Genomic DNA, 15,638 nt, shown 5'->3' with positions numbered 1-15,638 from the left:
TTTTGATAATCCTTAACTTAATGATATGTTTTCACGCAGATTCTGCAGACTCTGCAGATTTTTTTTTATTCAATCTGCTAAAATCTGCGAAATCTGCGTGAGATTTTTTTTTGATAATCCTTAAGTTAGTGATATGTTTTCACGCAGATTCTGCGGATTCTGCGGATTTTTTTTATTTCAATCCGCTAAAATCTGCGAAATCTGCGTGAGACTTTTTTTTGATAATCCTTAACTTAATGATATGTTTTCACGCAGATTCTGCAGATTCCGCGGATTTTTTTTATTTCAATCCGCTAAAATCTGCGAAATCTGCGTGAGACTTTTTTAATAATCCTTAACTTAATCATAGTGGGCTATTTACTCAGCTAAAAAGCTTAAATCAAAGATTCAAAAGTAATGAGGTTAACTTGCAGCTGCGACAGCACTCTATTCTTTAGGTTCTAGGAACCGGTTTTCATGAAATCAAAGCAATCAAAGCTTGATAATAATTTTCTAATAGTTTTTCATCTGCATTAAGAAACAGATAAGGTTCTATTAACTCTATTTCCATTAATTCGAAATTGTTATTTCTTATAACTCCGTCCACTCTTGCATAGAGTACATGCTGCGGGAGGCTATTCACATATGCTGCTGCTTGTTCTATATGTACTGCATTAGGTATTGGATAACTGATGTTACCACCATGATAATGTTGAACTCTAAAATCTCCCTTTTTAGGTGTTTTTAGTGACGAATGACTGTATTTACCATTAAAAAAAAGGAATGACCATTCTCCATTTTTGATTTCATCAACAAACGGTTGTACGATATAATCTTGTTCTTTCAAGAGTTCATTAATTTCAAATAACCTCTCATCATAGTTTTTTTGATCTACTATTAGTGTATTTTGTGCTCCTGCACTTACACAAGGTTTTACAACTAATTTATCGGTATTAAAGAGACTAAAAAAATGCTCGCTGAATACATGTCCCTTTTCTATATATTCGGCAGGAATTACAGGAAGTCCTTTCTTAGCTATATCCTTAAGATAGCCTTTATGACTGTTCCATTTGATAATTTCTACCGGATTAAGCACTTTTACATTTAATTTGGTAATTTCATCCAACCAATTTAAAAATTCAGACAAATGGTTATGATAGTCCCAAGGTGATTTAATAACCGCCACTTCAAAACTGGTCCAATCAACATTTTCATCATTCCATATGGCTGGTACTACATTCAACCTCTTTTTTACTAAGAAATCAATTAATTCCGCATCCTCGTCATTAGTAACCCCTTGAGCAAATTTTTCTTGTTTTTTGTACCCTACTATTGCAATTTTCATATTCCTGTTTATTTATTTTAAAAAATGTTTCTACTTTTATTTTACAAATTTCTTGGTGCCTGCAACACACAAGATTACACCCAGCGTAACTCCCAGCATACTCATGCTTACTTTTTCGTTAAGCAATGAAGCGGCCAATGTCAGACCCAAAAAAGGTTGTAATAACTGCAATTGCCCTACCGTTGCGGTACCTCCCTGAGCCAAACCGCGATACCAAAAAACGAAGCCAACAAACATACTAAATACCGATACGTACCCCAGACTTAACCAGGCACTCCCGCTAATCCCCTCATAAGATGACGGTATATAGAAAAACAGTAACGGCACCATAACGGGTAATGAAAGTAATAATGCCCAGGATATTACCTGCCACCCCCCTAGTGCTTTTGTGAGTTTAGCTCCCTCTGCATACCCCAATGCACAAAGAATAATAGCGGCAACCATAAGCAAATCACCTAAAAGAGAAGTTGTAAGTCCCTGAGCTGCTGCAAAACCTACAACAAGTAAACTGCCCATGATGGAGAAAAGCCAGAATATAGGCAGTGGACGTTCACCGCCACGAATAATACCAAAAACAGCTGTTGCAATAGGCAGTAGCCCTATAAAAACCAATGAATGCGCTGAAGTAATATGTTGTAACGCCAATGCAGCCAATAAAGGAAACCCTACCACAACACCAACGGCAATAATAGCTAGGGGTAAAATTTGTTTCTTCGTTGGTATTTTTGCCTTAAAAAATAACAAAACAACTAGAGCCAATATTCCCGCAATTGTAGCTCTCGCAGTTGTTAAGAATATTGGATTAAATTCCAAAACCGCTATTCTTGTTGCCGGTAACGATCCGCTAAACAATACTACACCGATGAAACCGTTAAACCATCCTTGCGATTTATTATATTTTATTTTTTGCATCCATTTTTCTTTTGTTGTCTATTATTGTGAAGCAAAGTTCGACAAACAGCAACAATAAAAACAGTCACAGTTTTTGATATATCAATAGACACAGTTAGATTTGCAATATGAAAGAAGATTTTTTATATAACCGGATCGCTCAAAATATTGCCAACAAAATTAAGACCGGAGTTTTGAAGACCGGTGAAAAATTACCGTCGGTTAGAATACTTAGTAAAGAGCATGGAATAAGTATTAATACTTCCAAAAAAGTTTTTCTCGAATTAGAATCTCAGTCGTTAATACAGTCGAAACCTCAGTCGGGCTATTTTGTAAGTCCGTTACATTATTTAAAATTGCCATTGCCTGAAACAAGTAAACCTAGTCTTGTTGCTGATAATAGAGAGCCTAATGAACTTATTGATCGTGTTTACTCGAATATGGGCAACCATGAATTAACTCTTTTTTCAATCGGCGTACCTTCTGGCAATCTTCTACCTTTGGCGAAATTGAAAAAAGAAATTGTACTCGCAACAAGGTCATTAAAAGATGGCGGAACCGAATATGAATCTTTGTTGGGCAATCTAAAACTGAGAAGAATGATTGCTGTCCGCTCACTGGCTTGGGGCGGAGCATTAAAAGAAACGGATTTAATAACCACCAACGGCTGTATGAATTCGATAGCTTTATGTCTGATGGCACTGACTAAACCGGGTGATACCATCGCATTAGAAAGTCCTTGTTACCCTGGCATATTGCAGCTTGCGGTGAGTATGGGTTTGAAAGTATTAGAAGTTGCAACACATCCTGTTTCGGGAATAGATATTGATGCATTTGAACAGTTATTACCTGAAATAAACATTTGCTTGCTGGTTCCAAATTTTAATACTCCTTTGGGGTATTGTATGTCTGATGAGAACAAAAAAAGAATCGTAACCCTTCTTGAAAAATATAACATTCCGCTTATTGAAGACGATACTTACGGTGACCTTTATTTTGGTACTGAAAGACCTAAATGTTGCAAATCTTTTGATACAACCGGTAATGTTTTATGGTGTAGTTCTGTTTCTAAAACCCTGGCACCCGGTTATCGTGCCGGTTGGGTTGCACCGGGTAAATACAAAGACCAAATAATAAAATTAAAACTTATACACTCTATATCCTCCTCCGCTATAATTCACGAAGCGGTTGGAAATTTTTTAATGACAGGCAGGCATGATAATCATCTTCGTCGTTTGCGAAAGACTTTACAGCAAAATTACCAACATTATGCGCTTGCCATCGTTGAGTATTTTCCCTTAGGAACAAAGATAAGCAGGCCACAAGGCGGTCTTACCTTATGGATTGAATTTCCGGTAGAAATTGACACCACAGAACTTTATAATCATGCCTTAAAGAATAAAATAAGTATTGCACCGGGAAGGATGTTTTCTTTACAAAATCAATTTCAAAATTGTATGCGGCTTTGTATGGGGTTGCCGTGGACTGAAGATTTGAAATTAAAATTAAAACAACTTGGAAATTTAGCCAAAATGATATAAGCTACTGCATTGCAGCTACCAACAACCTGAACCTGATTCTAAATAAAAAACAACGAGCTATTTTATGATCAAATTCAAAAGTTGTGGATAAAAAAATCTCACAAAGACGCAGAGACGCAAAGTTAAAAAATCAGAATAAAAACTTGGCGACCCTGCGTCTTTGCGAGAAACAACACTTTGAAAATCGACAACAAAACAAACCTCAAGAGCTGTTAAATCTAATAACAGAGCAGATTTACACAAATTACTCCTCGACTTTTGAAACTGATTCCAATTTTAGAAACAGATACAAAAAAAAGGCTGTTTCAAATTAATGAAACAGCCTTTTATATTCTGTAAAAAGAGCCCTAATTTAATTTTTAATATAAATAATTCAGAGCTGTAACGTCGTTACTATTGAAAGCTCCGGTCTCATTTGAACCGAAACAAGCTCTCATATAAGAAGTTGAATCATATCCTGTAGGAGTTCCCGGAATATGAATTGCTCCAACACCAGCTGTTCCTTCATTTGAATTCTGTCCACAGCTTTGACGGCTAAAATAGTCCGTATGACGTAAACCAATACAGTGACCAATTTCGTGTGCAGCTACGTGTGCATTAACATTTGTTGAATAACTTTCTAATCCTGAATATAAAGTAACAGAATTAAAAGGTGCTCCTCCTGAAGGGAAACCAGCTACTCCACCGGCACCTCCAACTTGTCTTCTTACAACAATGTTTGCACCGGAAGTACTTGAGCTAAAAGTTAGTGTAAAGTTAATAGACAATCCTAAATTATTGTATCTGTTTATAGCCGCTTGTAATCCAGCGCGCATGTTTGTAGTCAGAGCAGTTGCGCCTGTTCCCGACAATCCAACAACTTTAATAGTTCTTGGAGCAGATACTAAATTGGTCGTGCGGTATTGTTCTGTTGTAATACCACCGTGAATATCCATTTTGTTTAATTGATCTTGTGTTATAACAATATCTCCTTCGACCAAGAATGCATCTTCAGTTGTACCATCTAACTTCGTATTCTTAATCGCTTGAACATCTGTATTGTTTAATGCAAGTGCACTAATTTTTTTCAACACTTCTGGTGTTACTTTAAGAGATTCTTGATTGGCTTGTTTTGTCTCATCTTCTTTGTTACAAGAGAACAGCGTTAACGCTATAAACGATAAGGCTAAAATTGTTTTTATTTTTTTCATTTAAAAGGGGTTTTGGTTAGTAAAATAAGCTAATATTATAGGGGTTTTTACAAAATATTCGTACTATTTACTGCCAAATCTATATAATTTTACTATTAAAATACTCATAAAAACAATAATTTAACAAAATTAATACTTTTTGTTAAATTATTTTGTTATTATTTTTAATAATATTTATCTGATTATTCCCGCAAGCCCAGTAAAACCAATAATTAAATATAAATCAGCGCGTTACAATAAAAAATAGTACACACTGGTATCCATCTTCAATTTTGTTAAATTGAGTCCTAAAAATGATTTTGCAATTTTTTATTCCATTTAAAATGAAAAAAGGGCACTAAAAAGAGCATTTTACTCTTACAAATTTGAAAGATTCTTGACGAAATAAAAACTCATAAAAATTTTACAAATATTTTAATAACTTTGACTTATCAACAAGAGATAAACATTTCAAATAGAAATCATTAAGAACCAATTTTATTTTTGCTTTATCTAAATTAAGAGGTGATGAGCGGTCACACTAGTCGATTTTTTGTCTAACATGTATAAAAATGACTAAAACTCCCCAAACAACTACAGTAAATGAAGACACAAATTACCTTCCTCCTTTTTATGATAACAACAATTTGTTTCGCTCAAAGTCCTGAGAAATGGAAACACTACATCAAAAAAGAAAAGGAAATAAAATTTGAGAAATATTACTTTACAACTTTAGAAAATGCACAGCAGAACAAATACAAGATTGTAAAAAAACTGGATAGCGCTTTTTGTATTGTTGAAAATGAAAATTTAAAATCTAATCCGTCTTTAAAAAAAACACTTCCAGTTACTAATTTATGGAAATTGCCTTCCAATTTTTCAAATCATAAAAAAGACAAACCGTACATTATAGCGACTGATACCATCGAATCGCTGCTTGCTGATTTGAAATCAATGCATATTTCTGATGTCAAAATACTGGATAACAATCTGGTCATCATAAAAAGTGATTCCAAAAAAATTATTGAGGAGATTATCGATTTAAACAGTGTGTCTTCCATTTCGCAAGAATCGTTACAACCAAAAGGCGAATCTAAAATAACAGATCAAAATTTCAGCATCAATTCTATCAATAAAGCCAATACTAATTTCCCTCTATTAACTGGCGAAAATCAAATTGTAGGGATCAAAGATGATTTTTTTGATGTAAATGATGTTGATCTGTTAAGTAAACATGTTCCTTCCTCAACACAATCTGCTACGGTATCAAGCCACGCAACTGCTATGGCCACTATCGTTTCGGGATTGGGAAATAGTTCTTCCTTAGGAAAAGGAGTCGCTCAAAAAGCGAAGATACAATCGTCAGATTTTTTGAATATCTATCCTGATGAAATAGCTACTTTACAAGGTGTTACCACTCAAAATCACTCGTATGGGACCGTGATTGAGAATTTTTATGGTTCACTCGCTAATGCTTATGACGCTCGATTATTTGCAAATACTAATTTGACACATTGTTTTTCCTCCGGCAATAGTGGGCTCGAAGGGTATAAATCTATTACGGGTAATTTCAAGCAATCCAAAAATAGTATCATGTTAGGTTGTATTGATCAAAACGAGGTAATTATGTCGTTCTCTTCAAAAGGCCCGGCTTATGATGGCCGAATAAAACCGGAACTCGTAGCCTTTAGCACACAAGGAACTTCAAATTCTACAGCAGTGGCGACAGGAATTATTACGCTTATGAAGCAACATTATAAAGCCATAAACAATACCGCTCTGACGAATACACTAACAAAAGCAATCTTAATTAACAGTGCGAAAGATTTAGGCAATGTGGGTCCGGATTTCACCTATGGTTACGGCAATATCAATGCTTATAAATGTCTGAAAACGATCAGCGAAAATAGAATTATTTCGGGTAATTTAACATCGGGTCAGTCCAATTCACACAACATCACGCTTCCGTTAAATGCAAAAAACTTAAAAATCACTCTAGTCTGGAACGATTTAGCAGCTGCCATCAATAGTAACATCAGTTTGGTAAATGATTTAGACCTGGCAGTTATTTCGGCCGACAACACTACTTTTTTACCCTGGATTCTTAATCCCGATGCTCCTCAACAACTCGCTACAAGAGGAAAAGACAAACTCAATAACGTAGAACAAGTGACTGTTGAAAACCCCGCAGCAGGCTCCTACACTATTACTGTTAATGGTGCATACATCTCAAATGCATCTCAGAATTATAGCATTGCCTACGAATATGAATTACAAAATCAATTTGAATGGAATTACCCGGTCAACAATGATAATTTTCCTTATGATGGAAAAACTATCTCCCCATTCAAATGGAATTCGTCTTTTTCCGGTAGTCTTGGTCAATTGTCAATTAGTTACGATAATGGACAGACTTGGGAAATGATCGCAAATGGCATAAATCTGGCTAGTGAACAATTTACTTTTACTCCAACAGAGCAAAAATTCTCAAAAGCAAAATTAAAAATGACCATTAACACTACCGACTACATTTCGGATACCTTTACAATCTCTTATGATTTAAATATCAGTACCAGTCTAGTTTGTGATGGCACAACCGAAATTAATTGGGACAAACCTGCCGATGTTGCTACATTCAATATTTACCAACTGGCAGGTGATCATTTGGAATTTAAAGAACAAACAACAAAAACCAGTTATGTTTATACAGATGAAAAAATCCACACCATTATTCCTGTATTTGACAATAGCGAAGGAATAAAAAGTGAGTCAACCCTACAGTATGCTAAAAACTCCAATTGTTACTTTGAATTGACTTTGGCGGAAGTATTTGAAGAAGACAAAGTTAAAGTTAGTGCCAGTCTTTTTAGTTTGTACAATATCAAAAGAATAGAGTTGGTAAAACTAAATAATACTGCCGAAAGTATTATTAGTACATTAGATGATATCAACTCGAAAACATTCTCTTTTTTAGATGACGCTCCAATAAAAGGCAGCAATAAGTATAAAATAAATATAATTTTAGAAAACAACACGGTAATAAGTTCTCTAATTCTTGATACTAATTATCTAGGCAATGATTCGTTTTTTGTCCACCCCACACTGCTAAGAAAAAATGAAGAATTAAATATTGAAGCCAAAAAAGAGGAAACCGCTACTTTTTATTTGTACAATATGAGTGGACAAAACACTTTTACTTCTTCTTTACTTTCTAAAACCAATAGCTTCAATCTGAGAAATACGGCTTCAGGAATTTATATCTACAAAATAGTAACCAATTCAGGCCAAACACAAACAGGTAAAATTGCCGTTTTTTAAGCTATTCCTGAATATGTTTTTTAAGAAAATCAAACACAAATATTCCCCAGCTCAAAGAAAAAAAATCCATTTAATTCTATCTAACTCTTTTTAAGTTATTAAAAACAAGCTATTTAGACTCCTCGTTTTCATGACCTACTTCATAAATTTACCACGAATTTCACCAATTGGCAAGAACTATTTTTTTGCCACTGATTAAAATGATTTACACAGATTTTGTAAATCATTTTAATCCTTTAATCTGTGGCTTTCTTTGCTCATAGGCCTGTAAATAATGCTAAAATAAAATAGCACGCAGATTCAGCAGATTCAGCAGATTTGGCGGATTTTGCAAAAAACAAGGCTAAAAAAAATCTGCTCAATCTGCCAGATCTGCGTGAAAAAAAAACATACCTTTTTAATCTATTTCTTTATCTCGGTATTTCGGGGCGTTCCATTTTGTATTGTCTGCCCGATAAGGTTTTAATAAATGAAACCAGGGAAACGATTTCATCATCCGTCAGATTCAGGGGCTGCATCAACACATCGGTTTTTGGGAAAAAAGGATCTGCGGCTTTTTCATTTTCATCGGGATCAATCATGTGCATTCCGCTATTGTACATATTCACAACTCCCGTGATATTATCAAACAAACCGTTATGCATCCACGGGCCCGTATACATGACATCCCGCAGAGAAGGGGTTCTGAATTTCCCAACATCTTCCGCTTTTTTGGTAATAGTAAAGAGTCCTAAATCTTCATACTCCCTTTTGTAATACGTAAGTCCTATATTATGAAAGGATTCATCCGTAAAATATTTTCCCGAATGACAATTCATACAACGTGCCTTGGTACGAAAAAGATGTAGTCCCTCGATTTCCTGATCCGATAACTGACTGTAGTCGCCATCTATAAAAGCATCAAAACGGCTTCTTTTACTTTGTATTGTTTTTTGAAAATCGGCCAATGCATGCAGAATTTTGTCGTAGGTAATCGTACTACTTCCGTAAGCCTTTTGAAATAAAATAGCATAACCCTTAACTTTTGCCAGCTTTTTAGCCAGACTTTTAGATTCCATATTCATCTCATGATGGGCTGTAATCGGGCCTTGCGCCTGCTCTTCTAAAGTAGTAGCCCTACCATCCCAAAAGAAAGATTTTCTGGCTCCAATGTTGTACAAAGAAGGCGTATTTCTTTTCCCTCGCAAATGATCATTACCAAGTGACACTTCTCTTGCATCACCCCAAGCTAGCTCAGGATCATGACAACTACTACAGGAAATTTGATTGGAACCAGAGAGTTTTGGATCAAAAAAAAGCATCTGACCTAAAACCACTTTAGGATCGTCTCTGGTTTCGTAATAATTGGTATCAACAGCCAGCGATTCAAATTCCTGCCAAAGAACATCCTTATCGACATTCGGTTTTGGCCATTCCTTTACCGGTTTACTATACAGTTCACGCCAGCTCGAACTTGTAATTGTTTCACTAAGTCTGACACCGAAACTCAAGAGCGAGTACACAATACCAATAGAGAAAATAAAAAAAAATAGTTTTAGTGAAATAGACTTCATTATAAGGTAATAGAAAATTTGAACTACCGGTTAAAATGTCAAACCCAATGACATTTGACCATAAGTATTGTTTATGTTTTTAGAATAATTATAATAATCCAGATCTGCTTTGATAAAAAAGTTAAGATCTGCCTGATATTTATAATCCCATCGTACTGTACCGTTTATTTTGGTGTAAGCAGCCGATAAATAAGCGAAATTATGATCCAGCATTTCAAAAATCTGATTTGTTTTTGTGCGATCCGTTAATTTCATTTTTGCGTCCAAAGCCCAACTGTATTCAAAGGAGCTTGATACACTGATTAGGGATTGTGCTAAAAGTTTTGATATTGAAAAATCCAATTTACCTATACCTTGCTGAATATCGATAGTTCTGAGCGGATCGATGTATTTTTCTGCTGTATTTTTCAAATTAAAACTTGGTGCAACAGACCATGATACTTCAGGATTCGGAACATAATATAATCCCGAAAACACAACCGATGCAACTTCATTTGTATATTTCGTATATTCCGATATTTTGACATAGGATGTTGTGGTTTGGTTGTCAAATATATTTTCTGTTCCTGCACGATCTGTATACGAAACACCAATTTTTGCTCCCCAAACCTGCTCTTCTGTTTTTTTCAAATAAGAAGCCTCTCCTTCAAAACGCTGCTCTGCAATACCCGATGCAATGAGATTTTGAAATTCGGTCATTATCTTCTCATAATCAAAATGATTGTATCCTATTGATAGCGCAAAACCATTTCGATCTTTCGGGAAGAACTGTACATTTGCTCCATATCCCTTTCCATCATAAAAAGAACTCAATTTATTTCCCGTAAGCAAATTATTGTATACGCCAAGCCCGGTCATATGATACACTGCCGGAGCACCTAACTCGCTAAAGAATTTCAAATTATTAGACTGCGTGTATTTTTGGACATTAAAAGACGTTCCAATCGCATAATGATCTCCAATATTTCCTGAAATCCCGGCCGCTACTTTTAGATCCGAAACTGTGTTTTTGGGTCTGGGATCTATATCACGGTATTCCAGTAAGGCGCGGTATTCTGCCGCAATTCCAAGAGTCATTTTTCGGAAAGCTTTAGCATAACCTCCTTTAAAAGAATATTCTTCATACGAAAGATCCCCTCCAATAGAATCGGCCGTTACATAAGGATATATGATTTGATAATCTGAGCTTTCGTTCCATTGGACATTTTTACGTCGGCCATTCTTATAGGAAGCATTTCCAAAAACGGTGTTTTCAGAATCAATTTTATAATACGATTGTGCCTTAATAAGAAACTGACGAATACCATTTCCTAACTGTTCTAAATTGGCTTGCTGAGAGGCCGTGCTATAACTAGCACCGAATTCAGACAAAGAATATCGGTACGCAAATTGTTGGTTCGCCGGATTACTGGAAAATACATTAGAAAAATTGCTTGGGGGAGCTAAATTTTCACGAATACGAATCAGTACCGAAGTGCTGTCTTGCGCGTACATAATACCTGAACCAAAAAGAACAAATAGAAAAAGGGAACGAAAACTCATGATTATTGTATTAATTCATTAAAGAAGGTTTAACCTCTGGGCTAAAATCTAAGGTAGAATTATTGGTATCCTTCAATATTTTTTTTCCGTTTGAAGCGCTTGAAAGCACTTTACGACGAACACTTTTACCATAACGGCTTTGATCTGCATCAACTTTTCCGCAATAGGTCCATCCCATATCTAGAGTCGGAGCAGTAACAATCCATTGAAATTCTGATTGAACACTTAAATTTACAGCATCGATAATCCAGGTATTTGGTATCGAATAAACGCTCTCTCCCATTGGATAACTTTCACCACCAATTACCAAATTATACTCATAGTCGTACGTATTATTAGCCAGAAAAGCGTCTTTAGTTATGGGTAAACGTGCGATTACAAAACTTTTAAAACCTCTGTTATGAATAACCATTGAAGAGAATAAATTCTCCATATTAGGAACAGCCGGATTATCTACATCATCTGCATCTTCTGTATAAAACTCGAAAGCAGCAGTTCTCATATCAATCGAAGCGGAATTGTATTCTTTATGATTGATCGCATCTTCAGCAATAATAAAAAATTCACCCGGAGCAATTGGATAAGTTGTCCCCTTACCCGGAACGATAGCAATATTGGATGCCGCAAATGACTGTGCCATAATATTTGGAGTATAAGCCTGTTTGTCAGTCGTCATAAATTCTGACTGTGCAATCATTAATCCATCGGCGTATAATACTTTGTCAGTATTGTTGTAAATTTTAAAGTATTTATCTCCCCAATATTGTTTCCCTTCAGGAGTTTTGGTTCCTGTAAAAAACACTTCTTCGATGATAAAATCAGATTGTGTTGTTTTCAAGAAAAGATTTAAAGAAACCGCCGCGGTCTGACCGGTAATAACAACCGATTTATTGTAACCGCTAACTGAGGCTTCGGCAGTACTTCCATCCGCCGCGTAACGAATTTTTCCATCAACAGCAATTTCGTAAGACCCTTCACTCAATGTGATAGTAAGTTTATTATTGACAAATGAAGTGCTTTGAGTTACTTTACCGGTATTCAATTCTTTAAAAGAAATCGAAAGATCAGAAAATGAAACACCGCTTAAATCCTCAGGATTAACAAGCGTTAAAGCTATATTGGTTTGTTTATCGCTATAAGTATCATCCTCTTTTGAACAGGATTGTAATAGGGCCATTACGGCTATTGTTAGATAAACGGGGAGTAATTTAATTTTCATGATTGTTTATTATTTGTTGTTAAAAATTCAAGTTTAATTCCATTCCGAAATAAGGAGACGTTAGCCCTCTTCGCTCTATCTTCTGACCATTGATTTCATAATTTTGATAGTAGCTGAAAAGTCGGTTAACGAACATGGAAATTCTAATTCTCTTATAAAAATCTTTCGAGACTTTCAGGTTCATATTCATCGACATGGGGATGGTTCTTTTTTGAAATAAGGCATCATTGTATTTGATATCCAACCATTGCAAAATCGGATCTGATTTATCCCCCTCGAGATAAGGATGCTGTTTTCCCGAAGGATCAATATAAGCAACAGGAGTCCCGTTCATTGGTAAAGCCTGATCACTTCTAAAACACATAAATTGAAAGGAACTCGAAAACTCCAGCCCCAGTGAAGGAACATAGGTGTCAACAATCAAGTTTGCATTTAACTGTTGTTTTTCAGAACCGTCATCCCATTGATAAAGACCTATGTAAGGAAGTCTCTTTCCATCGATAATGATCTCTTTCTGGCCGCTTTTATAAACAGGGCTGCTATTGGTGTAAGTCGTTTTAAACCAGGCACCATTTACGGTAAATCTTGTATTAATCGAAGTAAAACGTTTTGACGAAAATTGGAACTCAACCCCACTCTTCAGCAACTTACTACCATTATTAGTACTGTTGTAGGCCGTTAATAGAGTATCCATCACAAAACTCATTTGAGCAAGATCAGGCTGTGAGGTTAATGTATTTGGATCAATAGAACTACTATCGTATTTTTTATATGAAAGAGCCTGATATCGGGAGCTATTTCGAAATCCGGAGTTTAAGTTTTCCTTAAAAAAAGTAGCCGAAAATCGATTATTGTCATACGAAAAATCAGCCCTAACCTCCCATTTTTTATTCACAGCCGGTGCCAAATCGTAATTAACAGCAGACGTTTTATAAGTCATTAAATTGATTCTTCTGTATTCGGGTGTATTATGATAATAGTTCAATTGTACTAAATCATTATAAACAAAATCAGGATAAAGCTGTGCCAAAGTTGGAAACTTAGTATACTGTCCGATTCCGGCAGTTAATTCAGCTCTCAGAGCCCGATTCCCTATTTTGAAAGACGGAAATACCCATTGTGCATTGATTCGCGGATCAAAATAATACTTACCTTGAATCGCATAAGCGGATGATATATTTAATAATGACGTAGCCCTAACCCCTGCCGCAACATTCAATTCATGAGCTGCAATCGGAATTTTAACGGCATCTTCCGCAAAAAAAGAAATATCTGTGCTTGCCGGAATATCTTTGTAAGATCTTGGACGTGTTGTCATTTCGGGCGATGGCGGATGATTGGTATCATAAACCTGGCCTTTCCCGTTATTTTTAGAATACGTCCATTCTGAACCCATTTTTAAAGTCTGTTGTATTCCAAATAAAGGAATTTCAAAATCACCCATTACTTTTAAGAAAGCATCGAATGGTTTTCCGTCTACTTCAAGATTTGAAATGTACTGCGGCGTTAAAAAAATACCATCCGATTCTCCTTGTTCCCTGTTATTCGGAATTGCAGTTGCACTAGAAACCTGTACCCACTTGGTCTGCCTAATCTTATCAAATTGCTGCCCAACCGATGCGGAGGTATGAATCGATTTCAAGAAACGCGACGTTTTAAAATTTATATCCAAAGAATTCGCAAACGAAAACCGATTAAAATCTGAACTATAGCGGTCTACTTTTGCATAACCAATATCCGGATCGGTTTTTTCATTATCCATTGAACCGCTGTAATCTAAACTCGAATCCCATTGAAACAACTGAGAATCGTTCTCCCATGTTTTTTGTGTCCGAATTGATGTTGTGATTCTTTTGTAATTCTCAAAACTATTTCTCGGATCCGGTTTTGCATCTAAATAATCAAGACCAACATTTAAAACGAATCGTTTTTCTTGCGATTCAAAACCTTTTCCAACATAATATAATTTACTGAATTCGTCTGCTTTAAACCTTGATTCCCAATTACTGCGCCCTCTTTTCCGTTGAATTTTAATAAGTCCACTCGTTAAATCACCATATTCCACAGAAGGAATCCCTCTGACAATTTCTACTTTTTCAATTTGATCTGTCGAAATAGAACGCATATCTACTCCTTTTGATGTTATATTTCTGCGCGTATTGGCATAACCGGAACCTGGTGTAATCTGCACGGTAGGTCCGGTTGTAAATTGCAAATTCGAATCTGTGTTAATGGGAATTCCGTCAACTACAAAAGAAGTTCCGAGAGAAGAAATATCATAATTAGAATCGGCTGTTCCAACTTCTCTTAATTTGATATGATTTGAAGCATTAAATACAGGATCTTTTGATCGTCCACCAGGTAACAATTCCAATAAGTCTGTGAAACTTGACGGTTGCAAATGCTGCATTGCTTTTTTGTCAATAATGGAAGTACTGGTCATACCGCGTGATTCGACTGCTGTAATAACGACTTCGTTTAACTCAATGCTTAAAGGAATCAATTCCAAAGTCAAATGCTGACCCGCTGTAAGTTCCAGTGTTTTTTCAAAAACGGCATAACCTTTATGGGACAGTTTTATCTTGAATTTACCATTTGGAATGGATTTTAGAAAGACAACACCAAAATCATCTGACTGTATCTCATATTGCTGAAATACTCCTTCCACAGTTACCAGAACTCCTCTTATAGGTAATTTACTTTCCGCATCCTTAACAATAAGCTGAGGAGTTACTTTATCAATATTTTGAGTAAAAGCTATATTAGAAACTAAGAAGAGCACTAAAAGAATGATGAATTTAATCCTTTTACTAAGTAGTATTGTGAGACTATTATAAGAAGTCATTGCATTGTATTTGTGGCGGCAGCTATAAAATATATAACAGAAAGGCGATTAAAAGTTGCAAATATAACCTAATTTAGACTAATTAAAAATAATAAAATGTAAAATTACCTGTTATTGCTTTCTATAGTGTCCCGAAAATACTATTAAGTGATATAAAAGTTGTTCCGTTTAGAGCTAGATCACAGCAAACCAATATATAAGGAATCCAAGTAATAATAAAATGCAGTTATTCTAAA

The 15,638-nt window shown here is 35.4% G+C and carries 9 protein-coding genes; 2 read left to right on the top strand and 7 right to left on the bottom strand.

Features of this window, described 5'->3' with window-relative positions:
- Positions 1–454 precede the first annotated feature (454 nt).
- Together LNP23_RS10355 and LNP23_RS10350 are read right to left on the bottom strand one after the other, a co-directional pair.
- On the bottom strand, positions 455–1,324 hold the full coding sequence (locus LNP23_RS10355; protein WP_230004810.1) for an ATP-grasp domain-containing protein: 870 nt from the start codon (positions 1,322–1,324) through the stop codon (positions 455–457).
- A gap of 36 nt (positions 1,325–1,360) precedes the next feature.
- Positions 1,361–2,236 (bottom strand): DMT family transporter, encoded by an 876-nt coding sequence (locus LNP23_RS10350; RefSeq protein ID WP_230004809.1) that lies wholly within the window; start codon positions 2,234–2,236, stop codon positions 1,361–1,363.
- Positions 2,237–2,343: 107 nt separating this feature from the next.
- Here LNP23_RS10350 and LNP23_RS10345 point away from each other — a divergent pair, with 107 nt between their 5' ends.
- Positions 2,344–3,756 carry an aminotransferase-like domain-containing protein gene (locus tag LNP23_RS10345; RefSeq protein WP_230004808.1) on the top strand — a complete coding sequence of 471 codons (1,413 nt, stop codon included), beginning with the start codon at positions 2,344–2,346 and terminating at the stop codon, positions 3,754–3,756.
- Between the two features lie 359 nt (positions 3,757–4,115).
- On the opposite strand, the gene LNP23_RS10340 is transcribed toward LNP23_RS10345, so the two are convergent.
- Positions 4,116–4,946, bottom strand: a complete 831-nt coding sequence (locus LNP23_RS10340; protein ID WP_230004807.1) for a M57 family metalloprotease — start codon at positions 4,944–4,946, stop codon at positions 4,116–4,118.
- A gap of 582 nt (positions 4,947–5,528) precedes the next feature.
- Here LNP23_RS10340 and LNP23_RS10335 point away from each other — a divergent pair.
- Positions 5,529–8,243: a S8 family peptidase gene (locus LNP23_RS10335; RefSeq protein ID WP_230004806.1), complete on the top strand. Its 2,715-nt coding sequence runs from the start codon at positions 5,529–5,531 to the stop codon at positions 8,241–8,243.
- Positions 8,244–8,653: 410 nt separating this feature from the next.
- Here LNP23_RS10335 and LNP23_RS10330 read toward each other — a convergent pair whose 3' ends face one another.
- Genes LNP23_RS10330 through LNP23_RS10315 form a run of 4 tightly spaced genes read right to left on the bottom strand, consistent with a single transcriptional unit; the run spans position 8,654 to position 15,402 of the window.
- Positions 8,654–9,796, bottom strand: a complete 1,143-nt coding sequence (locus tag LNP23_RS10330) for a cytochrome-c peroxidase (RefSeq protein ID WP_230004805.1) — start codon at positions 9,794–9,796, stop codon at positions 8,654–8,656.
- A 30-nt stretch (positions 9,797–9,826) separates the two neighbouring features.
- Complete coding sequence (locus tag LNP23_RS10325) at positions 9,827–11,338, bottom strand: DUF6850 family outer membrane beta-barrel protein (RefSeq protein ID WP_131701553.1); 1,512 nt, start codon at positions 11,336–11,338, stop codon at positions 9,827–9,829.
- Positions 11,339–11,348: 10 nt separating this feature from the next.
- Positions 11,349–12,557, bottom strand: coding sequence for a DUF4876 domain-containing protein (locus LNP23_RS10320; RefSeq protein ID WP_230004804.1), 1,209 nt, complete (start codon positions 12,555–12,557; stop codon positions 11,349–11,351).
- A gap of 19 nt (positions 12,558–12,576) precedes the next feature.
- Positions 12,577–15,402, bottom strand: coding sequence for a TonB-dependent receptor (locus LNP23_RS10315; protein WP_230004803.1), 2,826 nt, complete (start codon positions 15,400–15,402; stop codon positions 12,577–12,579).
- Between the last annotated feature and the right edge of the window lie 236 nt (positions 15,403–15,638).

Source organism: Flavobacterium cupriresistens (assembly GCF_020911925.1).
Lineage (GTDB): Bacteria > Bacteroidota > Bacteroidia > Flavobacteriales > Flavobacteriaceae > Flavobacterium > Flavobacterium cupriresistens.
Note: the sequence above shows the minus strand (reverse complement) of the source record. Positions and strands in the feature narration are given on the sequence as shown.